This is a genomic window from Chlorogloeopsis sp. ULAP01 (assembly GCF_030381805.1).
Classification (GTDB): Bacteria; Cyanobacteriota; Cyanobacteriia; order Cyanobacteriales; family Nostocaceae; genus Chlorogloeopsis.
The window spans coordinates 391,001-415,944 of the sequence record NZ_JAUDRH010000006.1 but is presented as its reverse complement, the minus strand read 5'-3'; the positions used below and the strand labels follow the sequence as shown (position 1 = coordinate 415,944).

At 40.5% G+C, this 24,944-nt stretch carries 30 protein-coding genes; 15 read left to right on the top strand and 15 right to left on the bottom strand.

The window, feature by feature from the left end:
* Window positions 1-251: 251 nt before the first annotated feature.
* Genes recN through QUB80_RS14645 form a run of 3 tightly spaced genes read left to right on the top strand, consistent with a single transcriptional unit; the run spans window position 252 to window position 2,901 of the window.
* Window positions 252-2,006, top strand: a complete 1,755-nt coding sequence (gene recN, locus QUB80_RS14655) for a DNA repair protein RecN (RefSeq protein ID WP_289790283.1) — start codon at window positions 252-254, stop codon at window positions 2,004-2,006.
* A gap of 17 nt (window positions 2,007-2,023) precedes the next feature.
* On the top strand, window positions 2,024-2,539 hold the full coding sequence (locus QUB80_RS14650; protein WP_289790227.1) for a cytochrome P450: 516 nt from the start codon (window positions 2,024-2,026) through the stop codon (window positions 2,537-2,539).
* Window positions 2,482-2,901 carry a DUF928 domain-containing protein gene (locus QUB80_RS14645; protein ID WP_289790226.1) on the top strand — a complete coding sequence of 140 codons (420 nt, stop codon included), beginning with the start codon at window positions 2,482-2,484 and terminating at the stop codon, window positions 2,899-2,901. Before QUB80_RS14650 ends, QUB80_RS14645 begins: the two co-directional genes overlap by 58 nt.
* A 98-nt stretch (window positions 2,902-2,999) precedes the next feature.
* Here QUB80_RS14645 and QUB80_RS14640 read toward each other — a convergent pair whose 3' ends face one another.
* Window positions 3,000-3,578 carry an Alr1449 family protein gene (locus QUB80_RS14640; protein WP_289790225.1) on the bottom strand — a complete coding sequence of 193 codons (579 nt, stop codon included), beginning with the start codon at window positions 3,576-3,578 and terminating at the stop codon, window positions 3,000-3,002.
* Window positions 3,579-4,427: 849 nt separating this feature from the next.
* On the opposite strand from QUB80_RS14640, the gene QUB80_RS14630 reads away from it, so the two are divergent.
* The 3 genes from QUB80_RS14630 to QUB80_RS14620 all read left to right on the top strand — a co-directional run bounded on the left by QUB80_RS14630 (window position 4,428) and on the right by QUB80_RS14620 (window position 5,278).
* The gene (locus QUB80_RS14630) at window positions 4,428-4,589 is read left to right on the top strand and encodes a hypothetical protein (RefSeq protein ID WP_289790287.1); all 162 of its coding nucleotides are present in this window, start codon (window positions 4,428-4,430) and stop codon (window positions 4,587-4,589) included.
* Between the two features lie 110 nt (window positions 4,590-4,699).
* The gene (locus QUB80_RS14625) at window positions 4,700-4,966 is read left to right on the top strand and encodes a type II toxin-antitoxin system RelE/ParE family toxin (protein ID WP_289790224.1); all 267 of its coding nucleotides are present in this window, start codon (window positions 4,700-4,702) and stop codon (window positions 4,964-4,966) included.
* 42 nt (window positions 4,967-5,008) lie between these two features.
* On the top strand, window positions 5,009-5,278 hold the full coding sequence (locus QUB80_RS14620) for a HigA family addiction module antitoxin (RefSeq protein WP_289790282.1): 270 nt from the start codon (window positions 5,009-5,011) through the stop codon (window positions 5,276-5,278).
* A gap of 15 nt (window positions 5,279-5,293) precedes the next feature.
* On the opposite strand, the gene QUB80_RS14615 is transcribed toward QUB80_RS14620, so the two are convergent.
* The 3 genes from QUB80_RS14615 to QUB80_RS14605 all read right to left on the bottom strand — a co-directional run bounded on the left by QUB80_RS14615 (window position 5,294) and on the right by QUB80_RS14605 (window position 6,626).
* Window positions 5,294-5,539 carry a hypothetical protein gene (locus QUB80_RS14615; protein ID WP_289790223.1) on the bottom strand — a complete coding sequence of 82 codons (246 nt, stop codon included), beginning with the start codon at window positions 5,537-5,539 and terminating at the stop codon, window positions 5,294-5,296.
* 28 nt (window positions 5,540-5,567) lie between these two features.
* Complete coding sequence (locus tag QUB80_RS14610; RefSeq protein WP_289790286.1) at window positions 5,568-5,960, bottom strand: hypothetical protein; 393 nt, start codon at window positions 5,958-5,960, stop codon at window positions 5,568-5,570.
* 462 nt (window positions 5,961-6,422) lie between these two features.
* Window positions 6,423-6,626 carry a hypothetical protein gene (locus tag QUB80_RS14605; RefSeq protein WP_289790222.1) on the bottom strand — a complete coding sequence of 68 codons (204 nt, stop codon included), beginning with the start codon at window positions 6,624-6,626 and terminating at the stop codon, window positions 6,423-6,425.
* A 71-nt stretch (window positions 6,627-6,697) separates the two neighbouring features.
* Here QUB80_RS14605 and QUB80_RS14600 point away from each other — a divergent pair, with 71 nt between their 5' ends.
* Window positions 6,698-6,841, top strand: a complete 144-nt coding sequence (locus QUB80_RS14600; RefSeq protein ID WP_289790221.1) for a hypothetical protein — start codon at window positions 6,698-6,700, stop codon at window positions 6,839-6,841.
* Window positions 6,842-6,911: 70 nt separating this feature from the next.
* On the opposite strand, the gene QUB80_RS14595 is transcribed toward QUB80_RS14600, so the two are convergent.
* Window positions 6,912-8,087, bottom strand: coding sequence for a RuBisCO large subunit C-terminal-like domain-containing protein (locus QUB80_RS14595; protein ID WP_289790220.1), 1,176 nt, complete (start codon window positions 8,085-8,087; stop codon window positions 6,912-6,914).
* Window positions 8,088-8,193: 106 nt separating this feature from the next.
* Window positions 8,194-8,568 carry a c-type cytochrome gene (locus tag QUB80_RS14590; protein WP_289790219.1) on the bottom strand — a complete coding sequence of 125 codons (375 nt, stop codon included), beginning with the start codon at window positions 8,566-8,568 and terminating at the stop codon, window positions 8,194-8,196.
* 209 nt (window positions 8,569-8,777) lie between these two features.
* On the opposite strand from QUB80_RS14590, the gene petG reads away from it, so the two are divergent.
* Window positions 8,778-8,891, top strand: a complete 114-nt coding sequence (gene petG, locus QUB80_RS14585) for a cytochrome b6-f complex subunit V (protein ID WP_289790218.1) — start codon at window positions 8,778-8,780, stop codon at window positions 8,889-8,891.
* A 43-nt stretch (window positions 8,892-8,934) separates the two neighbouring features.
* On the opposite strand, the gene rsmD is transcribed toward petG, so the two are convergent.
* Window positions 8,935-9,501, bottom strand: a complete 567-nt coding sequence (rsmD, locus tag QUB80_RS14580; protein ID WP_289790217.1) for a 16S rRNA (guanine(966)-N(2))-methyltransferase RsmD — start codon at window positions 9,499-9,501, stop codon at window positions 8,935-8,937.
* Between the two features lie 749 nt (window positions 9,502-10,250).
* Window positions 10,251-10,886 carry an imidazole glycerol phosphate synthase subunit HisH gene (gene hisH / locus QUB80_RS14575; protein WP_289790216.1) on the bottom strand — a complete coding sequence of 212 codons (636 nt, stop codon included), beginning with the start codon at window positions 10,884-10,886 and terminating at the stop codon, window positions 10,251-10,253.
* Window positions 10,887-10,944: 58 nt separating this feature from the next.
* Here hisH and QUB80_RS14570 point away from each other — a divergent pair, with 58 nt between their 5' ends.
* The 4 genes from QUB80_RS14570 (at window position 10,945) to QUB80_RS14555 (ending at window position 15,885) form a co-directional block, all read left to right on the top strand.
* Window positions 10,945-11,457, top strand: coding sequence for a pyroglutamyl-peptidase I family protein (locus QUB80_RS14570; protein WP_289790215.1), 513 nt, complete (start codon window positions 10,945-10,947; stop codon window positions 11,455-11,457).
* Window positions 11,458-11,497: 40 nt separating this feature from the next.
* Entirely contained in the window at window positions 11,498-12,901 is a 1,404-nt protein-coding gene (locus QUB80_RS14565; RefSeq protein WP_289790214.1) for a DUF3370 domain-containing protein, read from the top strand.
* Between the two features lie 552 nt (window positions 12,902-13,453).
* A complete protein-coding gene (locus tag QUB80_RS14560) occupies window positions 13,454-13,975 on the top strand; it encodes a LemA family protein (protein ID WP_289790213.1) in 522 nt (173 codons plus the stop codon).
* 26 nt (window positions 13,976-14,001) lie between these two features.
* The gene (locus tag QUB80_RS14555) at window positions 14,002-15,885 is read left to right on the top strand and encodes a DUF3137 domain-containing protein (RefSeq protein WP_289790212.1); all 1,884 of its coding nucleotides are present in this window, start codon (window positions 14,002-14,004) and stop codon (window positions 15,883-15,885) included.
* Window positions 15,886-15,918: 33 nt separating this feature from the next.
* Here QUB80_RS14555 and QUB80_RS14550 read toward each other — a convergent pair whose 3' ends face one another.
* From QUB80_RS14550 to acsF, 5 genes are all read right to left on the bottom strand, one after another.
* Window positions 15,919-16,716 (bottom strand): GNAT family N-acetyltransferase, encoded by a 798-nt coding sequence (locus QUB80_RS14550; protein WP_289790211.1) that lies wholly within the window; start codon window positions 16,714-16,716, stop codon window positions 15,919-15,921.
* 171 nt (window positions 16,717-16,887) lie between these two features.
* Window positions 16,888-18,222, bottom strand: a complete 1,335-nt coding sequence (locus QUB80_RS14545; protein WP_289790210.1) for a hypothetical protein — start codon at window positions 18,220-18,222, stop codon at window positions 16,888-16,890.
* Window positions 18,223-18,434: 212 nt separating this feature from the next.
* A complete protein-coding gene (locus tag QUB80_RS14540; RefSeq protein WP_289790209.1) occupies window positions 18,435-18,947 on the bottom strand; it encodes a response regulator in 513 nt (170 codons plus the stop codon).
* 372 nt (window positions 18,948-19,319) lie between these two features.
* Entirely contained in the window at window positions 19,320-20,738 is a 1,419-nt protein-coding gene (locus tag QUB80_RS14535; protein WP_289790208.1) for a 1-acyl-sn-glycerol-3-phosphate acyltransferase, read from the bottom strand.
* Window positions 20,739-20,904: 166 nt separating this feature from the next.
* Window positions 20,905-21,981: a magnesium-protoporphyrin IX monomethyl ester (oxidative) cyclase gene (acsF, locus tag QUB80_RS14530; RefSeq protein ID WP_289790207.1), complete on the bottom strand. Its 1,077-nt coding sequence runs from the start codon at window positions 21,979-21,981 to the stop codon at window positions 20,905-20,907.
* 206 nt (window positions 21,982-22,187) lie between these two features.
* Between acsF and QUB80_RS14525 the strand changes: the two genes are divergently transcribed.
* The 3 genes from QUB80_RS14525 (at window position 22,188) to hemN (ending at window position 24,584) form a co-directional block, all read left to right on the top strand.
* Entirely contained in the window at window positions 22,188-22,340 is a 153-nt protein-coding gene (locus tag QUB80_RS14525; protein ID WP_289790206.1) for a hypothetical protein, read from the top strand.
* Between the two features lie 25 nt (window positions 22,341-22,365).
* On the top strand, window positions 22,366-23,082 hold the full coding sequence (locus tag QUB80_RS14520) for a biliverdin-producing heme oxygenase (protein ID WP_289790205.1): 717 nt from the start codon (window positions 22,366-22,368) through the stop codon (window positions 23,080-23,082).
* 119 nt (window positions 23,083-23,201) lie between these two features.
* The gene (hemN, locus tag QUB80_RS14515; protein WP_289790204.1) at window positions 23,202-24,584 is read left to right on the top strand and encodes an oxygen-independent coproporphyrinogen III oxidase; all 1,383 of its coding nucleotides are present in this window, start codon (window positions 23,202-23,204) and stop codon (window positions 24,582-24,584) included.
* Between the two features lie 92 nt (window positions 24,585-24,676).
* Here hemN and QUB80_RS14510 read toward each other — a convergent pair whose 3' ends face one another.
* Both QUB80_RS14510 and QUB80_RS14505 read right to left on the bottom strand, forming a co-directional pair.
* A complete protein-coding gene (locus tag QUB80_RS14510) occupies window positions 24,677-24,784 on the bottom strand; it encodes a type II toxin-antitoxin system RelE family toxin (protein WP_289790203.1) in 108 nt (35 codons plus the stop codon).
* Window positions 24,781-24,918 carry a type II toxin-antitoxin system RelE family toxin gene (locus QUB80_RS14505; RefSeq protein ID WP_289790202.1) on the bottom strand — a complete coding sequence of 46 codons (138 nt, stop codon included), beginning with the start codon at window positions 24,916-24,918 and terminating at the stop codon, window positions 24,781-24,783. Before QUB80_RS14505 ends, QUB80_RS14510 begins: the two co-directional genes overlap by 4 nt.
* Window positions 24,919-24,944 lie beyond the last annotated feature (26 nt).

Below are 24,944 nucleotides of genomic sequence, written 5' to 3'. Positions count from 1 at the left end.
CTACCTACGATAATTTATCGATAACCACGCGTTCGCCATTAAGAAAGTCTATCGCCCTCGTCTAACTATCTAAAAGTCACACTAAACTAGGTTTGGTACACCCAATTGGGCGTGCTTGTTCAGGGGTAACCGAGTAGCTTGCAAAAGCTCAAAAGCTAGATAAAAAAGGGATTTTTGACTTTGGCTAAGTCATACCATTATCCCTGAAATTGGAAGTAGCCGGCGTCTACCCTCACGGAGAATTTAGCTTGATGTTGTCTCTGTTGCGAATCGAAAATTTTGCCCTGATTGACAAGCTGGAACTAGAGTTTGACTGTGGACTAAATGTGTTGACAGGTGAAACCGGTGCAGGCAAGTCAATTATTTTAGACGCCATTGATGCAGCATTGGGAGGTAAAGTATCTAGTCGTGCCATTCGCACTGGTAGCAGTCGGGCAATGGTAGAAGCAACTTTCACCTCTAATTCTGCTTTAGCTGCTTGGTTAACCGAACAAGAAATCGACTTAATCGATGATAACTCAGTAGTTGTCAGTCGAGAAATTACACTCTCCTCCGGTAAAGCTCGCAGTCGCTCACGGGTAAATGGAGTATTAGTAAATCAGCAGTTAATGGCGGGATTGCGCGATCGCTTAGTGGAAATTACCGCCCAAGGACAAACTGTTTTGGTGGGACAATCTGCCCAAATCCGCGACTGGCTGGATTTGTATGGTGGTGAATCGATGTTGCAGCAGCGACATTTTGTTGCCAATATCTACAATACTTACCAACAAGCCCACCAAATCTTAGAAAAACGCCGCACATCAGAACGGGAACGCCTGCAACAACTCGACTTGCTGACATATCAAGTTAAAGAGCTGGGAGATGCCAACCTGAGCGAAGCCGATGAGTTAGAGCAACTCCAGCAAGAGCAGCAACGCCTAAACCACGTTGTCGAACTGCAACAGATGAGTTACAAAATTTACCAAGCGTTGTACCAGAACGATGGCGAAACTCCAACGGCAGTAGACTTGCTGGGAGACAGTGAAACAACTTTAACTGATATGGCGGAATACGACACCCAGTTGCAAGTACTATTGGACTTGGTAAGAGATGCTCAAGCAACTGTGACAGAGGTAGCACGGCAGATTAGTACTTATGGAGAAAGCTTAGAAGCAGATCCCCAGCGATTAGAAGAAGTAGAAGAACGCATTCGCGAGTTAAAGCAAATTTGTCGTAAATATGGCCCCACCTTGAGTGAAGCGATCGCATATTACCAGCGCATCCAAGCAGAATTAGCCGAACTTAACGACAGCGAACAATCGATTGAAAGTCTGGAATTGCAAGAACGGGAGTGGTGGGAAAAGCTCACTCAAGCTTGCCACAAGTTAACGCAGTTACGTCGTACCGCAGCCCAGGAATTAGAAGCGGAACTACTCAAGGAACTCAAACCCTTGGCGATGGAGAAGGTGCAGTTCCAAGTCGAAATTGTCCCCACATCCCCAACCACTGCCGGAGCAGACAAAATTACATTTATGTTTAGCCCCAACCCTGGAGAACCGCTCCAACCTTTATCAGAAATCGCCTCTGGTGGAGAAATGAGCCGTTTTTTGCTAGCCTTAAAAGCCTGTTTTTCCCAAGCAGATGCAACGGGAACACTAGTATTTGATGAAATTGATGTCGGCGTTTCTGGAAGGGTTGCACAAGCGATCGCGGAAAAATTACATCAGTTAAGTCAAAGCCACCAAGTATTGTGTGTTACCCACCAACCCTTAGTTGCGGCAATGGCAGACCGTCATTTCCGCGTGGATAAGCAAGTAGTTAATCAAGTTAAAGGCAAAAAAGAACACAACGGTCATAGCGAAGAGCGTACAGTTGTTCGTGTCATAGTCTTGGATAACTTAACCAAACGTCGAGAAGAACTGGCACAATTGGCAGGTGGCAAGTCAGCACAAGAAGCGATCGCCTTTGCAGAGTCTTTGTTAACGCAGGCAGCAAATCACCGACGCGGTGGTTCTGGGAATGATTGAAGTTAAGGAGAATTGCGATGGTTTCCGTCTCCAAACCAAAGTTATCTACTAATTATCCACCAGGGCCAAAAGGTCACTTTCTGTTGGGAATTCTACCTGAGTATAGTCGCGATCAACTCGGTTTTACCAATAAGTCTGCTCGAGAATATGGTGATGTTGTCTACTTAAAAGTTGCTTGGTTTGCAACTTATCTATTAAACCACCCTGACTACATTCAAGAAGTTTTAGTTACAAAGAGTAATCAATTTCACAAAAGTACCAGTCTGCAAACTTTCCGGCGAATGCTAGGCAATGGCTTAGTTACCAGCGAAGGAGAATTTTGGCAACGCCAGCGACGACTGATGCAACCAGCTTTTTACCGAGAGCGGATTTTTAACTACGGTAAGGTAATGGTGGAATATGCCCAAAAACAACTCGCTACCTGGCAAGATGGCGAAATTCGGGATATTCACGAAGAGATGATGGCGAGGATGAAGTGTATCGCACCAAGTTTCCACTTTCTGCCAAACCTGGAATTGTCGGTGTTGTCTTAACTCAAAAGGTTGCATCTCTGCAAATTGGTAAAACCTACCGTTGGTATTTTGATATTAACTGCGCTGTGACAAATGCAACGGCTGAGGCAACGCCAGCATCAGTCACTGGGATCGTTCCACGAGTAGCTGTTTCTGAGAAGTTAGCACAGGCATTAAAATCAGCTAATTCTCCTTTGGAGAAAGTTGCAGCCTATGCAGAGCAAGGTATTTGGTATGATATGTTGACCGAGTTGGCATCACTGCGGTTAAGTGAGCCACAAAATAAAGATTTTCAGGCAGTATGGTTGCAGTTATTAACCGATCCTGTAAATGGATTAAAGCAGATTGCTGAGGCAGAATTGATTGGCATATTAAATAAATAATCAATATCAATTCCCGGATTTATTGGCGGAGTTTCCCTTATCCCCTTACACCCCTCCCCTAATTATCGGTGTATCCCCTCGATATTCAGCAAGACTAATCAGTCTGGGAAAGCCAAACCAGTTAGTGGATCGCGGATATACAACCCTAATGTGAGACTACGCATCACTTCATCCCAAACAGGTGTTAGCTGCTCTGCTTGATCTGCCCAATAATCGAATGTAATCAAGCACTGAACATTCGATCCCAAACCAATGCAAGTCCGCGAAAAAGCTTCCCGTGGTTCTTCTTGGGTGTCGATAAATTTAATCTCTGTCCACACAATCCTGGCAGTTTGGCGCTTGACGGTAAAGATTTCTCCCTTAGCAATGACGTTGCGATCGTCGTCTTCTACTACTTTCTTCAAAGTGGCTTTGAGCGGAAACTGGCTCCAGTCATTGGGCGGCAGACGGTTGAAAGAGACTTCTAGACAGCAATCATCTTTAGGCGGTTTTTTGTCGAGGAACTTGAACGATTTTTCTTGGGGCTTCAAAATCCAATTCTGGGGAACATTAAAGCGAACAGCCCCCCGATCGCCGACAAAAATTTTGTAGCCTGGTGGAGCTTCCCAGTGATGATCCGGTTTTAGTTCAAGCGTTTCTTTAATCCATTGGAGATTGCTTTTCTTACGCTTTGCCATAGTGTGTTTTGCAAATCTGCTGCTTTGCGATCGCCCACTTTGTTAATAGTATCAAATTCCTCGTGGGGTGCATTTAGCAACATCGAGCCAACCTTCAATAGCGCCCTTTAAGCCATAACTTCCTCCATCGTTTCTCCTTCAGTAATACAACCGGGAAGCGGTGGAACCTCTGCCCAATACCCCCCTTATTCTGCTGGATGAATAATTGCTTTGATTTTCATAGACTGATCGAGTTAGTTATTGGACTATGCTAACAACCATACTCGTTTGCTCTCAACTGGGTTGCTTAAATCAATATTGCTTGTTATGGCGATCGCTTATTTGGCTTTTTAAATGCTTTTCCTTGCTTAGTAGATGGTTTAATAACGCAAATTTAATAATCAGCAGTAGGATTGCAAGATATCGTCATATTTATTAATGCAAGCGGTTAGTTACTGCAACCTACGACGATGATTTTTTCTCATTTTGGTATTTTATGTAAGCAAAAAGGCGTATTGCTTTCTCAAAATGCCTAATTTCTTTCTCTTCTCAGTAGAATTAGCAAGCAAAAAGGCATATTACTTTCTCATCAAGCCTAAATACTTTCTCAAAATGCTTAATTGCTTTCTCATTTCAGTAGAATTAGCAAACAAACCGGAGTTTGCTTTCTCAAACAGCTTAAATGCTTTCTCATTTCAGTAGATTGCTTTCTCATTTCAGTAGAATTAGCAAACAAACCGGAGTTTGCTTTCTCAAAATGCTTAATTGCTTTCTCATTTCGGTAATTCACGCATTCATAACAAATATTGCGCTTGTAGCAAAAGCCATTGCAGATTTAGCGGAATACTCTCAGGCAGTGTAGAGTATGGCATGGCGGGAGGAGTTCCGAAAAACCAGCGCCGCAAAGGATTGCGAGGCGAACCGCCAACTCTAAATTCTGAGCAATCGTCATTTGTTGCCAGTATGAATGGGCAGAATGGAAAAAACCAGCAGCGACAAGTTAGGATGTGCGCTAGTACTCAAATTTTGTAAAGTGGAAATAAGTGCGTAGAAATCGCCCTTTATACGAGCAACTGGGTGAATGCGATCGCGCTTAAAGTTTATACTAACGTTTGACGGTAGTAACGCAAAACGATAGTATTGTGATTGTCAGTTTTAAATCTGAACAGATAAAGCTTATCTTTGACGGTTTTGTATCTCTTCAGTATCTAGTCAATATTCAGAAGACTGCTTTGCGAAAACTGCTGATGCTTGATGCAGCAACATCAATTAATGACTTGCGCATTCCACCTGGTAATCGCTTAGAAATGCTAGTTGGCGATAGAATTGGGCAGTACATTCGGATTAACGATCAATGGCGAATATGCTTTGTTTGGACAGATGAAAACAATGCTTCGGACTTGAAATAGTAGATTACCATTGAGAGCGTAAAATCATGAGCAACAACAAGCATTCTACAAATAGAATTCTTGGAACCGCTCAATATCACTCCTTATACGTTGAGTAAAGATATAGGTGTAGCTCAGACACGAATTAGCGAGATTTTATCGGGTAAGCGCAGTATTACGGCAGATACAGCTTTGCATCTATCGCGTTATTTTGGTAACAGCGCTCAGTTTTGGTTGAATTTACAAACACAATCCGATTTACGCCAAGCTCTTGAAGAGAATGCAGAAGTTTACAATCGAATTCCTAAACTTTCACTTAATGATGTAGCCTGAGATAATTTTTATTACTCAAAAGAATTGAAATCTGGTATTGATTAAAACTATTCTAACTTTTATTAGTGGTCTATTATCTTTTATCCAAAGATTTTCTAATTTTTTACTTTGAGGAACTTGTTTACTAATTTCTGTTAGCTCAACAGCCACATTATCGAGATTTCCCAAGCGTTCTTTTTGAAAGCTAGGAGCTTGGGTGGTACCAGCGAGTAAAGTATTAAAATTACAATCGCGCCAAGTATGAGAAGAAAATAACTGCAAACCTGGTGTGACAGCAACGGCATAATTTTCAATTTCTTGTTTGGATCAAATTTTCTGTACTTGGTTGGGGTTCTTGTAGCAGTAAGTCAACTAATTCTCGGTACACGGGTTCTACGCTTTCGCGAAAGGAGAATTGGATGTCGGGATTAAGAGCAACTAAATCACCGCGTAATGATTGTAAAACTTTGATAGCTTGAGTGTAGTAGGCGATCGCTTGTTGATTTGAAAACTGTTCCCCCAACCCTGTTTCCTGTTCCCTTTTATTTTCCAGCAATCGCCCCATTTGCGATTGTGGCTGGGCATAGACAGGCGTAAGCAAGTGAATTTGCAAACTTAATACTAGAGAACAAAGAGCGATCACTATCCAGCGAAGTGAAAGTTTCATCACTGCCAGGAGTGTTCGGTAGTTCAACTTTACCATCACGAGTTGGAAAAAGTTCGCCAAAAAAACCGTAAAATTAACCTAAACTGTAAATTTGCGTTAAAGTGGCAACTTGCTTGAGCGCCGCAATGTTAATCATCCGTTAGTGTCGGGATTGTATATTTTTTTGAAACACAAAGGTGCGCAGAGGGAAAGAATTTTAAATATTTGTGTTTTGTTGTACCGTTAAGTTTGTTAATAGTTTCGGTTGCTGGTTATCGTGTTGCAGCACAGCTTAGTGTTGACGAAAGTTTAGGAAACTGGACTTCCTGAAACACCCAACACCACACTCAAACCTGATGCAACTTGGGAAGATTGGCGGATTCTAGCGGATGAATCACCAAGGGTTTTGACAATGAAATCCATAGTTGAGGCACAAAGTTGGCAAGTTGATGCTCAGGGAATAATTCACCTGCGTTCTAAATCTACATTTTCATTGTCTCAAAGTTGTGCTTACAGTAATTAACTTCGTCTACCAGCGCCGCTTAGGATACCAGCACCAATTGAAAACAAGATTATTGCCCAAACTATATAGGTAGGAATCGATTTAATTACACCAATTCCTAGCAAGAAATACACTATAGCTGTTAACAATAAAGCAAGACCGACAGAAACACCCATAATATACAAAAATCTTCTAGTTTCTGGGTTAGGGGACTGGCTCACAAATATCACTCCTCTAGAATCGTTGCTAGTAATTCCAGAATCATGTCACTCATTTTTGCATATTGCCATAGGTGGATACATCGAAATTTGGGCGTTGTTTTGATTCAATCCAACCGCCAGGCGATCGCATCAAGGCTACACTCGCAGCTTCTGTTTACCTTGATACTCTACTAATATACTCTTCAATGATTTTTGGTTTATTTCCTGCTGCTTGAATGCGGCATTGTGGTTGAGATGCGATCGCAAGCAAAAAAATCCAAAGTTATCATGCATTTTGGCGTAATTTTATCTGTTCCCTGTTCCCCATTTTTCCACAGCACGACGCAACAGCCCTTGTGGTAAAGTATCGATTGCAAAAGATTCACCCACAGCTGCACGCTCTAGGGCTTCAAAAAAAGCCTGCACACCTGAAGCTGCACCATCGGGATGATCCATGATGCCAGTACCAGCGTTAAGGATGACATCTTGTCCGTAATCTGCTAATGCCTTGGGAACAATACCAGGATGAATACCTGCTGAAGGAACGGGAAAAACACCGCGACTACGCAAAATATCTCGGATCTTGCCTTCCTCAACAGAATCAAAGGGTAAACTGCCGTAGTGAGCGGGATACAACACAGCATCAGCACCAGCATGAGCCATTAGAGTTCCCAGTACCACCGAGTATGCAATGCCATGATCGGGAGCAGCACCCATCGCTCCGGCAAGGGCTGGATGGGCAAAAATAGGGACGTTAATTTCTGGATCTGCTACTAAAGCTTCAAGTACTGAAAATCCATAGGAAAGAGCGTTTAGCAAAAGCGCATTTGCACCTTGACGCACCAAAAGACGCGCTTTCTCTAATAACTTATCTGCCCTACCTGTGACATTGACAGCATATAGCACAGTACGTCCAGTTTTTTGTTTAACCTCTTCAATTACTTGGCAACATTCCTTGAGGCGTTCCAAAGTTGGAGCAATATCGAGATCTCCTAAAATCTCATCATCTTTGATAATATCCAGCCCTGCATGAGCAACTTCTGCTAGGATTGCGGCATGATCAGTTGCTGATAGTCCTAGTGCTGGTTTAAAAATAGCCATAACTAGGGGGCGCTCAAATACTCCAAGACATTCTCGAATCCCAGCAATACCCAGTTTGGAAGTTAGCCCGTAATTTTGTGGTAGACGCACCGCCACTACCTTTGCCACACCCGCCATTGAGTATTTGCCAAATATCATTGTTAACAGGCTAGCAACATCATTTTCTACATTCGCTTTACTAAAACGAATAGTCGCAATGCTACAACCTGTTTTGGCTTCTGTTTGTACTGATACGACTTCTCCTAAATGGGATCGCAAAGCTGCTTCTCGGTGAGCAAAACGCGCATCCCAAGTTCCCACTGTTTGCCCAACCGCGATGATTCTAGCTTGTTTTTGAGGATCTACACCCGCAGGAAAACGGTAATCTACTTCAATAGTCATTAGTCATTGGTCATTTGTCATTATTAAAAGGGAATAGGGTTGGGGGTTGGGGAAAATGTTTATTACTCCCCTTGTCGCCGCGTCTCCTTCCTCTTCTCCTCTTCACCTAAAGCGTCTCCAAATAGCTGAGGAGATCTGCCATTTCTTGTGGATTTGGCTGGAACTTTGGCATTGGAGGCGTATCACCACTAATCACCTGATGAATCAGTCCATAGGAGGATTTACGTTTAGAAACCCCTTGTAAACTAGGGCCAACACGCCCATCTGCTTGCCATCCATGACAACCAGCACAGTTGATTTGAAAGATGGCGTTTCCTTGCATGGGGTTGCCTGTTAGAGATAAAACAGTCTTAACGTAGGGATCTGAGGTTCTGATTGCCCGAACAGCAAAAATCCCCAAAATAAATGCGAGCAAAATCGCCAGAACTATTACGGTGATTCGCTGAATCAGAATTTTAGGTTGGGTAATTTGGTTATCCAAACGTTTTTGCTGTTAAATTGGGTGTACAAAAATTTTTCATTTCATACACATAGCTTAAAATTTCTTTGATGTGTCTGCAAGCACAAATTGCACTTTTCCTTGAGCTAATTGTTGCTCAAAACCATTTCCAGACGAGGCATTGATGCTAAATTTGGTAAGATTGAGAAAAGGAAATAAATCTTTAAATAATTGCAACAAGGAGATTTAAAGTGGTTGAGCCTCTACTAGATGGTATTGTGTTAGGTCTAATCTTTGTGACTCTAAGTGGACTTTTCTACGCTGCTTACAAGCAATTTAAGCGTGGTAACCAACTAGGTATTTAAACTCGTGAGATGGGATTGGAGAAGAATTAAAAATTGTTAATTTTTAGTTAATAAATTCTCCTCCCCCATTCCCAATTCTGTAGAAAGTGACGGCTGTATTGCCGTAAGTTTTTTGGCGGTAAGCTTCCAAACCAATAATCTCTATTGGCGTCGAACTTTGAGAGTGATGTTCGACTGCAATTTCGCCACTAGTATCTAAAAGCTGGTAGTGAGCGATCGCTTCTAATACTGGCTGGTATAAACCACTGGCATAAGGTGGATCGAAGTAAATTCTGTCAAATTCCTGTCCGCAAAGTTTTGGCAACCATTGCACGACATCTCCTCGCAAAACTTTCCATTCTTGTTCATCAGCAGCTACCTGCTGCCAGTTTTGTTCAATAATCTTACAAACACGGCTTGATTGTTCTATTCCAACTACAAGGCTAGCTCCCCTACACAATGCTTCTGCACCCATAGAACCTGTACCAGCACACAAATCGAGCCAGCGACAACCTTCCACTGTTCCCTGCCAAATATTAAAAATTGCTTCCCTCACCCGTGCACTTGTCGGTCTGGTTTCCTTTCCTGGTAAAGTTTTTAACTGTCGATTCCCATATATTCTAAGAGCCATGATTTTAGGGCAAAACTAGTGAAGGGACTGTTGATGAATTTGTGAGATATATATGCAAAGCTAAAGTTTACGCTCTTAGTACATGGTAGCTGGATTAGATGTAGCCTCGACTTGCATTTATGAAATTATCAATGCAACTGAGTAAAGGGCAATAAGCGCTACTTTTTCAAGAATTTGAGGCTGAGTCTCTCATTTTCACAACTATTGTGATCGCAGTTAGTACCTATCAATAGACTATTCTAGGAATTTTAAACAATATTACCGATTCCAAATTTGGTATACTTATAACCTTACCTTTACGCTTTTGTTCGCCAAGAAATAAATTTCAAGAGCTAAAAGCTAAAATCTGCTCAAGCAGACTAGGCAGAGTTTCAGTCCATTTTAACGGACTTGAGCTATGAGAGAGGAACTTCAGTTCCAGGGATTTTAGGGCTAGCTGCTTCAACATAAGACTTACATTGAGAAGGATAATGGCTGATTGTGTGGCGTTTACACAGCCAGATAATTTTAAGAATAAGAAACTTTATTGAGAACAAATCTACACTTAAAAATAAAGGTATAAACTTAACCGATGATACTACCTTTTAACGGAAAATTACGGTAATTTGCATACAGACGACAGCCATCCTTCCCCAAATTAACCATTCTCCACCACGCTTTGAGCAGAAATTTTTATTCACCTTCATTAAGGTTTAGTGGCGGGATTAAATATAGGGCAGGTAATTAATTAATATTACAGAAATTAATTTTTAAGCAGCAACTTGTTCGCGTACTTGAGCAACAAAATTAGACAAGATTTGCAATCCAATATTAGAGGATTTTTCCGGGTGGAATTGAACTGCCATTAGGTTTTCATGGGCAATAGCAGCAGTTACAGTTTGACTACCGTGGGTAACAGTTGCAGCACGTACTTGCGGATCGGTTGGATCGACATAATAGGAATGGACAAAATATACCCAAGGTTGAGGCGACAAATATTCCCACAAAAGACAATTGGGTTGAGTAAATTCAAGTTGATTCCAACCCATATGGGGAATAGTAATGCCAGGTTCTGGACGAAACCTTCTTACTTTTCCTTTAATAATTCCCAATCCTGGTTCGACACCTTCTTCACTAGACTCAAACAGAATTTGCAATCCTAAACAAATACCCAAAAATGGTTTGCCAGATTCGATCGCTGCTTTGATTGGTTGTTCTAAAGCACGCGATCGCAAATGTTGTACTGCTGGATCGAATGCACCAACTCCTGGCAAAACAATAGCATCTGCTTTTTCCAAGTCCTTGTGAGAATCTGTAACTTTAGGATTTGCCCCAGCTTTTTCCAAGCCTTTACAGACTGAGTGCAAGTTTCCCATGTCGTAGTCTATGACTGCAATTACTGCCATTTACCTACTCCCTGTAAATTTAATATGGAGGGTATTCATATTTTAAATAATATTTCTTATGAAGAGAAGTTTTCTATTAACTTCCTTTGATACTTGGTTACCTGATCAACAGTCAAATTCTTCTGATGATTTGTTGATTGAACTTGCCAAACTTGAATCGATATCTCATACTTTAAGTTTTTTGCGACTGTTACCTGTAGATGTGCAACTTGCCAGTGCTCAAGTACTTGAAAAAATCACAGAACTTAAGCCAGATGGGATTATCTGCTGTGGTATGTCCGAAAAGCGAGCGCTATTATCTGTGGAATCGAATGCTAGTTGTGAGGAAAGTGTGTTGCACACAAAGGTGGATTTAGAGCAGCTGGTGCTGGAAACAGCAGCAGTTGAAATCAGTCACGACTGCGGTAAATTTGTCTGCGAGGGACTTTATTATTCAGTACTAGATTACCTCCAGCAGTACCAACCAAAAGTTCCTTGTATTTTTATCCACGTTCCTATTTTGACTGAGGAAAATTTACCCACTATTCTGAGCGATTTTTTATTAATTATTCACAGGCTGGCACTTTGGTAAAGTTGTTTGCGTCTGATTGAAGAAAAAATCTGTAGGTATTATGTTGCCATTCTTACTAATTCTTCCTATTTTTCCTATTCTTCCTATTGCTCAAACAACTCCTTTGCCGCCCCAAGAGGAGATAGTACAAACTCAACAAGTGCGTTCTCTCCCAGGCAAGCTAAACCGAGTGCCAACTTTTAATAGCAATAGCCCAGAAAAGGTTCTCAAAGAAGGAATTTTGCTTTCAACTTTTCCTTCTCAAGGGAAAAAAGTGCCAACTGCCCATCTGAATTTTCCGTTTCAGGGGCGATTTGATATTTTTGCTCATCATGTCGCTGAAGCACCCACCCCAGATAATTTGCGATCGCTTTATTTGGGGATAATGCTACATAACCCAGGCAAGCAACCAGTAAGGGTGAATGTCTTGCAAGGGGCAAGTTATTTGAGCCAACCGGATGCACCATTTGTTGAGAAGCCATCCTTGAGTCTAAACTCTTCAGGAACAGTTTTCGCAGGACCTGGCGATCGCGTCATGAGTGATGTTTTACGGGGGCGTCGCCAAGACATTTTCCCTGCTCAAATCGTTATTCCACCAGGGCAAAGTCAGATGTTATTGAATGCACCGATTCCGGTTAAAGGACTAACTCCACCTTTGAATGGCAGATCAACATTAATCCGCTTGCAGAGTAACGGCACAGTTTATGCAGCCAGCCTGGCAATGTTTGCACCCACAAATACTGATGGTAGTGAACGTGCGCCTACTTTAGAAGAATGGAAAAATTTGCTTAATAATGGTGATTTGTCTAATCCACGAGATAAAACACCCACACCTTTAGAAAAAACCGACAAACCCATAATTTATGGGCGGGTAGCTGGAGTAGCGCAAGGTTCCCACTGGCGAGCCAATATTACAGATAGTCCTAAGGTAAAGTATTTGACGATTCCTCAGTCTGGTCAAGCTTATTCCTATGCGTTGAGTACTTTGCATCGCGGCACCCTGGGAACTAATCAAATTCAAAGCGCACCGATGCTGGCACGTTATCCTGACACTGCATATCGCGCTCACGGAAATTACGGTATCCAATACAGCCTGAAATTACCACTGTCTAACAATACTAAAACGCCCCAAACAGTAAATATATCAATACAAACACCCTTAAAAGAAGATCAATTGGTGAAACCGGGGCTACGCTTTTTTAGTACACCAGCACAGCAAGTATTCTTCCGTGGCACAGTGCAGGTACGCTACAACGACGATGCAGGTAAGCCGCAAACTCGGTTTGTGCATTTGGTGCAAAGGCGGGGGCAACCAGGAGAACCTTTAGTAAGGTTAAACATGAAGCCAGGCGATCAAAGATTGGTGCAAGTAGACTTTCTTTATCCACCAGATGCTACACCACCACAGGTGTTAACAGTTCAGACATTGAACCCTACTAACTCATCTAGCGATGCACAACGGTAATTAGCCTGGAGACAAAGCCTCGAAACCCTCGTTACCAGGTTGAACCTGGTAACGAGAACTAGAGCCTCTGACTCGTAGGGTGCAAAATTTACCTACAGCAGTAAATTTACATATTTGTTTATCAAAATCTTCCTTAGCTTCATCCAGATATTTTTACGAACATTTACTGTTTTAAAAGTCAAATATTTTATTTATGCTATTAGCAACAATTAATAGTTGATACATAAAAGATAGTGAGTTATAGACCAAATTTGCTTGAGTTATATCAAGTTCGCATGATTAGTTATGATTACCATCTTGGTGTTACCCCTCCCTAACCCTCCCCTTGGTAAGGGGAGGGTACCGTTAGGTGGGTGGGGTGCTTAAAGATTTATAAGTAATTAACTGAACTTGATATTATAGCCTGTGGTTAGCAAAGGCTGATTATATGCAGATTTGGTTTAGATGCATTTTTTAATTTATTGGCTTTACGTATTTTTCAATATGCTCAAAACCATCTTAACAATATTTCTAATTATTTTTTTGCTACTACCTATTGTATTTGTATTATTTATGATATCGCTGTATAACGGTTTAGTTGCCAAGAAGAATCAAGTTGATAACGCTTTTGCCAGTATTGATGTAAATCTCAAAAAAAGGAGTGACTTGATCCCTAATCTGGTAGCAGTAGCTCAAAATTATATGAAATATGAGGAAAGCATACTTACAGAGATAACAAGGCTGAGATCCAGAGCAATATCTGGACGAGCAAATGGAAATAGGAATAGCGCAATGGATTTTGAAAATGAAATATCCAGAGCGCTAGGCAACATCCTCATATCTCTAGAAGCATATCCAGAGTTAAAAGCTGACCAATATTTTCTCCAACTATTACAATCTTTAAATGAAATTGAAGAACAGATATCAGCAGCTAGGCGCTTCTATAATTCTGCTGTAACTGATTACAATAATTCTCTAGAAATGTTTCCAACTAACTTGATAGCTTCTACGATGAATTATCGTTCCAGAAGAGTGTTTGTAGCCACAGCAGAAGAAAAACAAAATGTAGATGTCAAAAATCTATTTGAGCAATAGATAAAAGATAATTTTTTCAAAAATATATGTTTGCTGAATCTGGAGATTTTCAATCTGGTTTAGATGCTGTTCAGTCAGAACGCTACTTAGAAGCTATTAACTTGTTAGAAAAATTTTGTCAACAATGCCAAAATAACTCCCAGACAAATTGTAAAGAATACATCCAAGCACAGATGGGCTTAGTCAAAGCCTACCATCATACTGGAGAACAGGCAAAAGCGATCGCATTATGTCAGCAACTAGCAGCGATTCAAAATCCACAGATACAGGCTTGGGTGCAGCGAGTTCTACCGTCTTTATCTGCTAAGTCGGAGTCAACACAAACCCAAACTGCCCCTGAAAAGCCAACTCTAACGCCAGAAGAAGCAGATCAACTACTACAAGCTGGGCATAAAGCGCTCAAATTTAAACGCTATGCTGATGCAGTTCAAGCGCTCGAACAATATTGTCAAAGTACCGAGCCAGGAACGAAAGATTACTGGCAAGCCCAGATGTGGTTAGTGAAAGCTTATCAGGGTAACGAACAATTAGAGCAAGCGATCGCACTGTGTCAACGACTTACCACCTGTGAGCAAGAAGTAACGCAGATTTGGGCGCGGCGATTTATCTCCAATTTATTACCAACAGCAGTAACACAAATAGCTGTAGAATCTACTGAATCAAAGATTCAAGAACAATCTCAAACTATAGCAATATCAGAAACAACTACAAAAGTTGAATTTAGGCTCAAAAGTTTGCATGAATTTAAAAGTTTTTGTCAGCAGACTTTACTCAGCGATTTAAAAACTATTGAAACAACTAGAAAAGAAGTTCTTAGGTCTATTATTTTTGTCAGTGTAGCTGTATTTGTTACAGTCGGTTTTTTATTTAAGTTTTTCCCAATTGTATTACAAACATCATTCTTAATTCTCTTCTGTTTTTTGCTTGTTATCTTAGGCTGTTTTTGTGTTTTAGTTGCTTTTTACACTTCGGCGACAGAAACTTATGCTAGGGGTTTTAAATCAATTATTATTGAAAAAATTTTTGATTTCATTAATACCAATTACAAATTGAAATATACTAGTGTCTCCTCAGATATAGAAACAGATTTTACTATGTCTGCTTTTTTGCATAGTCAACTTTTTCAAGGTTTACTAAAACCTAATAAAATATTGCAAGAAGATTGTATTTGTGGGGACATTGGTGAAACGAATATCTTCTTTTCTGAAATCTTTGCTCAAGTAGAAGTACGTCATGGTTGGGCAAGATACTTAAATTTTGCACAACAGCTTCAAGCCCTAAATTCATTTCTTCCTACTTGGATTACCAGACGTATTTTTATCTTTATGCTGCCGATATATATTCTTGTTTTACTTTTTCAATTTATTAAAGGTACTCCTTATGTGACAAGCAGAATTATTAAAGGGCAGAAAATTGATTATCAAAGATTTAAAGAAGAAGTAATAAATAATGAATTTTCTAGAAAAACTATTTTCCAAGGTTTATTTTTTAGAGCTAAATTTAATAAATCTTTTCCTGGTAAAACAGTCGTGCTACCAAAATTAAATAAAGCTAACATTAATACTATAAGTATAGGTCAAGGAAAAGTTATCAAGCTGGAAGATCCAGAATTCTCTAAACTATATACAGTATACGGAGATAACCAAGTAGAAGCACGGTATATCTTATCTACAAATTTAATGGAGAAGTTAGTTAAGTTTAGAAAAAAAGCAGGTAAAAATATCTATGTTTCTTTTGTAGAAAATATGATTTATATTGCCGTAGAGTCTTCAGAGGATTTGTTTGAGCCAAAACTGTACAATAGTATGTTGAGCTTTACACCGATGCGGGAATATTTTGAAACCATACAATTAATGCTCGGCATTGTTGACGACTTGAACCTCAACAGACGTATCTGGAAAAGCGAGTAAGTTTCCGGTTTGTCAACAGATCCCCGACTTCTCCTAGAAGTCGGGGATCTTATTGCGGAGGGAATATTCTTCATATGTGGCGACGGGTTCAAAACCCAATTTGGTGTAGCAGGCGATCGCTTTGCTGTTATCAGCCTTAACATTCAAGCCGATGTAATCCACTGTCTGCGAGAGTTCTTGACAGAGTTTGGCACACACTACCCCTGCTAACCCTTGCCTGCGAAACTGTGGGTGTGTGGCAATATTTCCCAATGCAGCTACTTTGTAAGATTGAGAGTAGATATGTACACCAGCTACACTAACGAGAACTTCTTTGCGCCGGATACCGTAGTAATACCCAGTTTCCAGCATCCGTGGTTCAAACCAATTTCCCGGATAGCTGACACGATAAAATTCTTTTAATTCAGCCTTGTTTATTACTGACAAAAGTATAACATCTGAAGTATCAAAGGCATTCAAACTTACTAAGTTAGTCAAAGCCATTTTGTAGTGTAAACCGTGCGATCTGACTTCGTAATCATCTGCAAGTACTGTCGCCACATCCCCACTTAAGTGTGCATAAAACTGTCTTGGCAATAAATAGATAATGGAACGCACTAAATCTTTCATCAAATCTGTGGGTTCTTCGGTAAACCCAAGCAGCACGGGTAAAGATGTTCCGGTGTAGAGTAAAACAAGCTGTTTAATCTCCCCATTTTGTGTGAAGGCGTACCAAGTTGTGTAGTGCCAAAAAAAGTCATCTAAATCTCCAAGAGAATATAGATGAAGAAACGGATGGCGGCGGAGGAAAGCTGCTATTTTGTCTTGATCGTGGATGCAAACTGCCTTCATGACTTGTTTTTCCGATTTCGTCAGCAGTTTAGCGAAGTTTAGAACCTTCTGATTGAGCCTTTGAGCTTCATCGTTCAACTTCGATAAAAAGATATTTTAACCGAGATATAAAGAGCAGTATTAGTATAAGTCCGGGCTGAGGTTTTCACCTACAGCACTAGAAATTTCATCTCACAGTTTTTGAAAGCCTTTTGCTGCTTTCTTTTGCCCTTTATCCTTAGCTTTAGATTTGTGTACTTCTGCAACAGCTTCTTGAAATAAGTTATGTAGATGTAAAGGTACGCTTGCAGTTTCTGGTAATTCTGGTTCTAGGGGCTTATTGAATTCTTGTAAAATTGTATCCAAGTCAGTTTCGAGCCGAAGTTGCGGGCGTTGTAAGACTGTTTGCAATATTTTTTCTAGTTGATTTGGATACTCGGCAGCTAAACGATGCCAGATGAAGGCGTTTATTTTTATATCTTCTAAATAATTGCGAATTAATTTCTCAGCACCTTCGATACTTTGCCAATCTTCTGCTGTTAGAATTGCTTTTACCTTACTGTAGGTTGGTAAAAACATCTGTCCCCAACGGGGATGAGAAAGGGTTGTGACTTGTTCTGCCTTTTTTAAGTCGGTAGGCAAATCAACTTTTGGTGCTACCATCTTGGCAGTAGTACTTTTATTTTTTAATATTTGAGATACTACTTTGGAGTCAGCACCAAATTCTTCTGCTGCTGCTTGAATTTCTTCTTCATCAACTCCTGCTTCTTGTGCAATTTCTACTAATGATTTAGAAGAATCAATACCTGCTGCTTCTAAACTCTTCTTTGCAACTATTTCCTGAAGTTCTGCTATTTTTTTATTGAGTTGGTAACCGGGCATTGTCACTTCATCGCTACCAAAAAACTCAATAAATTGCTGATGATATTTTGCTACCGACTGCCAAGCTTCTTCTAACAAATCAGGAGCATCACTGTAAAGCTGGTTTTTGTGGTTTTCTTTGAAGTTACCTATTGCAACTGCAAGTTTTGGTTTGCCTAATTTCCCCATTTGGGTGTAGGAACTAGAAAATGTCCAGTAGGATTCGGTAATAGGAGAAATACGAGTGAGTAAAATTTCTCCTTCTTTGAGCCGAGACATTTCCTGTAAGGTTTTGGCATTATTAGGTTTAACGATGTAATGTTTGGCTGTGAGCCAGTTCATCAACTCAAAACCATCAGGTAGAATTTTGACGATCGCAAATAAACCAGTAAAACTATCATGCCAACTGTTAAGTAAGCTGCGATCGCTCTGTGACAAATCAGGATGACTTTGGATAAACAATTGGATCGGTGATTGATCTGCAACTTTGCCCTCGGTGACAAAAGAGTCAATTGTCAACTCCTGACGAACAGTATCGCCTGAACCGTTACGCAACTGCGCTGCTGCATAGGTTTCTAATGCCTCTGCTAGTTCGCCATCTGCATCCAAGACAAAATCAATTAAGGCTTGTTTGAGTGCGTGCGATTGCTCTAAGACTGCATCCACAGTTTTATCTCTCGGTTTTTCAACATTTAGTAGATTATAGGTTGCTCAAGGCTGACAGTATCTAACTATTGCTATATTTATCGGGAAAGGCAGAGGGCAGAGAGCAGCGCGCCCTTGCGGGTTAAGAGCGTTGTAGCGACTGCCCAGAGGCAGAAGCTTAATTAAAAGGTTTTTAATTTTGAACAAATGTCAAGGCTGGGTAATTAACAAATTCAAACCCAAGGTAAGCAATCAAGATAAGTAGCGTTGTGGATACCACTGTTTGGGTTTTTGGGAATGGCAGGGTAATCTAATTCAATTAATCTTACAATTTCCAATGCTAAATCCGTAGGATCTATTGGCTTACTTAAATAAGACTGAAACCCACAACTGAGAGCAAGATTACGATCTTGCTCTCGACACATAGCTGTTACAGCGATCGCCGGAATTTTTCCCAAAGTCAGGTTAAGGCTTCTGACTCTACGAATGAATGAATAGCCGTCAACACCTGGCATAACAATATCACTGATCAGAAGATTTGGTTTAAATCGTTCTATAACCTCTAGCGCTTCTACGGCTGTTGCTGCTGTCATTACTTTTACACCATAGCCCTCAAGAATGAAGCTAACTAATAAACAGCTATCAGCACTATCATCAACTACAAGTATCCGCAAACCGTCCAGAGACTGAAATATTTTTCTATCGTTTTTAAGATGAAGACGATCAGAATTGCTCGACACAATCATTTATTATCTCCTATTTGCACGCACAATTAGGGGAAATCCACCGGAAGCTAGGCTGCATCTAGCCTCTGGTGGTTATACTTCTTTTTATTAGTTATCGGAGAATATTAGAACCGACTTATAAAGTAGATCTAATAAATGTATATGAACAGATCTATATGAACTGGATGGTGAAAAATTAGTTAAAGGTTGTAAACGTCATTTGATTGTTTTACAAGAACTTACAGCGCTGTTCGTCAGTTTTTCATCTAATTGATTGGACTTAAAATCAAACTTCGAGTGTAACAATAGGTTTACTTTTGTCTATTAAAATAAAGTACAAAAATTTACACTCGAAATGACACTTCTCCTTCTGGTAGAAAATCGAACAAGCGATTATATAACTAACTTTTCTAAGGCATCATGTAAATCTTGCGTCAGGTGAGTAACAGCAACTCTTGCAGAAGTACGGTTAGTTTGATAAAGTGGCCAGCGTTCTGTAACCGAAATAGGTTCACCGATTGTTATCTGTGTCTGCCGCCAACCTAAACGAGGACGCCCAGGTATTTTTGTGTTACTCTTAATCCGAGCAACCACATCAAATATGAGTAGGGCTGTTTCTGCGAAGCGTTCAGCACTAGGCTTTTCTTTAATATAATTTCCTGTGACTGCCACAAAACTTTCTACTAAACGCATATGGCGCATTCGCATATCTGCTTCAGCTGCAACCCAGTTTGCTAATCCCCGCTGCAAGGGTGGTAAGGCGTTTAAATCTGGTAAATCTTCTCGGTAAATGTAACTCCAACCAGCTTCTTCCAAACGACGACAGCGATCAATAAAATTACCCTGTGCCTGTAATCCAAAATACTGCTCGGTAACTTTTAAAGCCGTATCAAGTAAGCGTTGCAACCTAGTTATTAATGTTTGATTTTGACTCACAGATTCATCAGTAGTGATATGTTTAGGTAAATCTTGATGGTAGAAACGCCGATAAAAATCTTCCATCTCTGTTAGCAGAGAATCAGCTAGACGTAAGAGGCGTTGATAATAAATCTCTTCTTGTTGAGACACATTTAATTCGTCAATTGGCTCCACTGCCAAGCCACAATCGGCTTCCAATTTACTCAACAACCAATCAAGTTTTAACCAAGGTGGCTTAACATAGCAATATTGAATACCAATCGGCACAATTAAAACTTTTTCCGAACGGTTAGCCTTGACTAAATCTTCTATACACCAAAATCCTAACTGAGCAACACCCGGCTCTAATGGACTAACAATACCACTATGTCCATTAGTTGCACCCTCTGGAGCAACTGCGATCGGCATTTTTCCATTGGCAAACAAATCCCGTGCATTATGGATACCATGCAGATCCAATCGCTTACCTCGACGAACTGGAATTCCTCCCAATCGGGAGAAAAACCAACCAAGCCAGTCTCCCACCCATAATGTCATGCCCCGATCATAGATAAAGTGGCTGTGAATGGGGTATTGCAGCCGAATTCCTTTTTGACGAGCCACCCGCGGTACAACACGAGAAAGCAAGTAGAACATACATAGCGGATCATCCACTTCTGGATGGCGAAATGCCATCAAAAAACGAATTTTCCCAGCTTGGAATTGCTGATAAAGCTCTGCTAAGACTTCTGCATTCTTAACTTCAACACGCGAAATTCCGCTAGGCAACCACGGGCGAACTCGAAACCGTAGCAAAAACGGCAGCAACCACTGGGTAAGTCGGAGTACAACTGGGTTAAATTGTTGGGGAATAAACTCCAATCCTGGCTGTGCTTTTTGAATCAAATTAGGCAAGGTTGCTCTCCAGATGATCTTTATAATTAACGTTAGCGCTACAAGTGCAACTATTTGTCTGAGTTACACTCATAGCCTCTAATAGCAGCACCTTAACGGATACACGATTTAATCGCATCCGTTAAGGAGCAGAAACATCCTGATGTATCTGGAAAACGATCGCCAATTAACTCACTGTTGCTCGCACTGATTCCGCATCAATGGGTTTGAGTATATAAAGCTTCAGTAAATGCCCGACTGTGGAAAGTATGAGGGGTACTTTTTGGAAAAATTTCACAACCTGCGGGCGATCGCTATTTGCAATCTCACTCAGCTTGAGATTATTGTCTGAACACTTCTCCAATCTCTCAAAAAATTCTGGGTGATTGACATTCAAAATTACTGGAAATGCCCGCGCAGAAGTTTCGTTTGTTTTGTCAATTACTTGGATATTGTAATCTCGCGGATCTATGCCTATGGATTGATAAAAGTTTGCCCGCTCAAAAACTGTCAAGGTGTGAGTAGCAAACACCGATAACAAAAAGAAACGCGCCCACAATCTTGCTTTCCAATTGTTCCACAGTTGAGGTTGCGATCGCAGCAGGGCTTTAAAAAAGTCGCCATGTCGGTTTTCATCCTGACACCAACTTTCAAAGTAGCGGAACAATGGATAAAACAGGTTTTCTGGATGTTTCTCTAAGTGACGGTACATAATGATGTAGCGCCAGTATCCAATTTTCTCGGACAGATAAACAGTGTAGATAATCCACTCAGGAGGAAAGAAAGTGTAAGTACGGCTTTTAGTCAGATAACCTAAATCTAGGGAAAGATTAAAATCTGCCATTGCTTTATTCAAAAATCCAGCATGGCGTGCCTCATCTCGTGCCATACAACTAAAGGCTTCTGCTAACAGGGGATTTCTGTCTTTGATCCGGCGCGATAGCTCTTTAAACAATAAAAATCCAGAAAACTCTGAAGTGCAAGAACGTTCTAAAAAGTCGATAAAAGCCAGACGCTTCTCCCCATCAATACAATCCCAACTCTGCTTAAACTCTTCATCGCGTACAAAGTGATGGCGATTATAGTCTGCCCGTAGCTCATCTACAACTGCTTGCAATTCAGTGTTATGCACCGAAATATCCATCTGCGCCACTGCATCAAAGTCAGTAATGTAGAACCTTGGTGTTAACAATGTTTCCTTGACTGGCGCTTTCACACCTGGCTTGAGCAACTCTGGCTCTGAATTGGGAATAGATTTAATCATGGGTAATCTAATTTAATCGTTTTAAGGCTATATAAGCATGAATTGGTTCTATAGGGCTATGATTTGTTAAAATATTTAAAGTGATTTTAAAAAATGATTTTCATAAAGCAGAAATACTTATCCTGGCAGGATGTACATTTACCCAAAAGCCAAGAAACATGAAAAAATATTAATAACTATATGACTATTTAGTTATTGATAGTTAAATGATGATGGTAGAAATCAACATGGCTTGGATCTGCATCGGTGGTGGTATTGCTAAAGGTAGTGATGCAGATCCTTTCCTAAGCTTCAATTGTGATTTTTTAGAGCTGGCATTAACAGAGAATAGCCAGGTTGTAGAGTCTGGCTTTCTCTAGCTTGTGTTTCAAGAAGGAAGTAACCATGAGTAGCAATTTAGCCATCAAGCTTCGTACAGGAACCCAAAAATCTCATACAGCGGCAGAAAACGTGGGATTTATGAAATGCTTTCTCAAAGGGGTTGTAGACAGAGGCTGTTTTGCCAAGTTTTTAGGTAACTTGTACTATGTCTACAGCGAACTAGAAGCAGAAATAGAGCGCCATCGAGAGCATTTTGCAGTCAGCGCGATTTACTTTCCCGAACTAAATCGCCAAGCAGCCTTAGAGAAAGACATGGAGTTTTATTACGGGAAAGATTGGCGATCGCAAGTTAAGCCCTCTCCTGCTGCCCAAAGTTATATTGCTCGCATTCAGGAAGTATCTGCTACTGCACCAGAATTATTGATAGGACACGCTTATACTCGCTATATGGGCGATCTTTCTGGTGGACAAATGTTACAAAAAATTGCTCAACCAGCTCTAAAGTTAGAAGGTTATCAAGGCACAGCTTTTTATAATTTTGAGCAAATTCCCGACAAGAAGGCTTTTAAAGAAAAGTATCGCCAAGCATTGGATACACTCACTATTGATGATGCCACAACAGAATTTATTGTTGCAGAAGCCAACAAAGCTTTTAAATTTAATATGCAGATGGCGCAAGAACTAGAAGGAAATTTAATTAAAGCGATCGGTAAAGTCTTGTTTAATAGCCTGACTCGCTCCCATAACCAAGGCAGCACCGAAGTTGCTACAGCAAACTAAATGCAATCAAGCAAAGTGTGTGAGGGCATAAGGGTGTAAGGGGATAAGGGAACTATTCTCCCCTACACCCATACACCCCTACACCCCTACTCTTACCCCTAATAATTGGAAGCAACTCAATGGTTTTTCAAATTCCCGGAGTCAAATTCGACTTAGATATCATCAAAAAATACGATATTCCTACACCGAGGTACACCAGTTACCCACCTGCAACTGAACTCAACGAAGCATTTACCGAAGCTGATTTTAAAAGTGCGATCGCGGCTTCAAATCAAAGAAAAACCCCTCTTTCTTTGTATTTTCATATTCCCTTTTGCCAGAGTGCTTGCTACTTCTGCGGCTGTAATGTGGTAATTTCCAACAATAAGAATATTGCCAAGCTATACCTAGAGTATTTGGCTAAAGAAATCAACAACACAGCAGCTTTAATAGACTCAACTCGCAAAGTAGTGCAGATGCATTGGGGTGGTGGAACTCCAAACTACTTGAGTCAACAACAGGTAGAAAAGTTGTGGAATAATATCACTCGTCACTTTAGTTTCGATGCAGCAGCAGAAATTTCCCTGGAGATTAATCCTCGTTATGTAGATAAAAACTACATTTTCTTTCTCAAAGAGATTGGCTTTAACCGTATTAGTTTTGGTATTCAGGATTTTAATCCCCAAGTGCAAGCGGCTGTCAATCGCATCCAGCCAGAAGAAATGCTATTTGAGGTGATGGGCTGGATTAGAGAAGCTGGGTTTCAAAGTGTGAATGTAGACTTGATTTATGGTCTACCGTATCAAACTCGCCAGACTTTTCAACAGACAATTAAAAAAACTATTGAATTAGATCCCGATCGCATAGCTGTCTTTAACTTTGCCTATGTACCATGGTTAAAGCCTGTACAGAAAAATATTCCTAAAGATGCGCTACCGCCAGCGCAGGAAAAGTTGGAGATTTTGAAAATGACTGTTGAGGAGTTAACGAATAACAAGTATCTCTTCATTGGTATGGATCACTTTGCCAAACTTCATGATGAACTCGCGATCGCTCAACGAGATTACACTCTCAAGCGCAACTTCCAAGGCTATACCACTTGGGCGCAAGCAGAACTTTTTGGTTTTGGTGCCACCTCAGTCAGTATGTTGGAAGAAGCATATGCCCAAAACCACAAGCGATTAAATGATTATTATGAGGCAATTGATGCAGGTAGTTTACCTATTAGTAAAGGCATTAATTTAACTTGGGATGATATTCTCAGACGGGATGCAATCATGCGAATCATGTCACACGCAAAATTGCATAAGCAAGAGATAGAAAACAAATATCATATCCGTTTTGATGAATATTTTTGTAAAGAATTAGAAGGGTTGAAGCGCCTCGAAGCAGACGGATTAGTGAGCTTATCAAAAGACGAAATTGCGATTACAGATATTGGTAGATTATTAGTTAGAAATATTGCCGTTCTCTTTGATGCTCGTCTCAAGATGCGAGAGCAGCAATTTTCACGGGCGATTTGAATTGTGTCTGTAGACTTCAGTCTACGGCTACACGGACAAAGCCTGCCTGCGCAGGCTCGAATGATAAAAATTGCTTACTTGTATGCTTGACTTCAATGGGAAACAACAATGATTTCCACTATGCGGGCATTATCATTCACATTGTAGATGACTCGGTAATCGCCAACTTTAATCCGCCAAAAATTTGACTGTCCCTTCAATTTTTTACAACCATCTGACGTGGCTCAATTGCCAAAGCCTCAATTTTAGGAAAAATTCTACTAATCACCTCAGTTGGTAGGGCTTCCAACTCCTTTTGAGCAGAACGGCACAAGATAACTTCACACTCACTCACTCATCCTGCCCTGCTCAATTAGTGAG

Coding starts and splice junctions, on each gene's coding strand:
- QUB80_RS14640 (WP_289790225.1), bottom strand. CDS start 3,578: ATGGCAAAGCGTAAGAAAAGCAATCTCCAATGGATTAAAGAAACGCTT.
- QUB80_RS14560 (WP_289790213.1), top strand. CDS start 13,454: ATGATATCGCTGTATAACGGTTTAGTTGCCAAGAAGAATCAAGTTGAT.
- QUB80_RS14650 (WP_289790227.1), top strand. CDS start 2,024: ATGGTTTCCGTCTCCAAACCAAAGTTATCTACTAATTATCCACCAGGG.
- rsmD (WP_289790217.1), bottom strand. CDS start 9,501: ATGGCTCTTAGAATATATGGGAATCGACAGTTAAAAACTTTACCAGGA.
- QUB80_RS14540 (WP_289790209.1), bottom strand. CDS start 18,947: ATGATTGTGTCGAGCAATTCTGATCGTCTTCATCTTAAAAACGATAGA.
- QUB80_RS14610 (WP_289790286.1), bottom strand. CDS start 5,960: ATGGTAAAGTTGAACTACCGAACACTCCTGGCAGTGATGAAACTTTCA.
- hemN (WP_289790204.1), top strand. CDS start 23,202: ATGGTTTTTCAAATTCCCGGAGTCAAATTCGACTTAGATATCATCAAA.
- QUB80_RS14630 (WP_289790287.1), top strand. CDS start 4,428: ATGGCGGGAGGAGTTCCGAAAAACCAGCGCCGCAAAGGATTGCGAGGC.
- QUB80_RS14555 (WP_289790212.1), top strand. CDS start 14,002: ATGTTTGCTGAATCTGGAGATTTTCAATCTGGTTTAGATGCTGTTCAG.
- acsF (WP_289790207.1), bottom strand. CDS start 21,981: ATGATTAAATCTATTCCCAATTCAGAGCCAGAGTTGCTCAAGCCAGGT.
- QUB80_RS14520 (WP_289790205.1), top strand. CDS start 22,366: ATGAGTAGCAATTTAGCCATCAAGCTTCGTACAGGAACCCAAAAATCT.
- QUB80_RS14570 (WP_289790215.1), top strand. CDS start 10,945: ATGAAGAGAAGTTTTCTATTAACTTCCTTTGATACTTGGTTACCTGAT.
- QUB80_RS14565 (WP_289790214.1), top strand. CDS start 11,498: ATGTTGCCATTCTTACTAATTCTTCCTATTTTTCCTATTCTTCCTATT.
- recN (WP_289790283.1), top strand. CDS start 252: ATGTTGTCTCTGTTGCGAATCGAAAATTTTGCCCTGATTGACAAGCTG.
- QUB80_RS14550 (WP_289790211.1), bottom strand. CDS start 16,716: ATGAAGGCAGTTTGCATCCACGATCAAGACAAAATAGCAGCTTTCCTC.
- QUB80_RS14595 (WP_289790220.1), bottom strand. CDS start 8,087: ATGACTATTGAAGTAGATTACCGTTTTCCTGCGGGTGTAGATCCTCAA.
- QUB80_RS14525 (WP_289790206.1), top strand. CDS start 22,188: ATGATGATGGTAGAAATCAACATGGCTTGGATCTGCATCGGTGGTGGT.
- hisH (WP_289790216.1), bottom strand. CDS start 10,886: ATGGCAGTAATTGCAGTCATAGACTACGACATGGGAAACTTGCACTCA.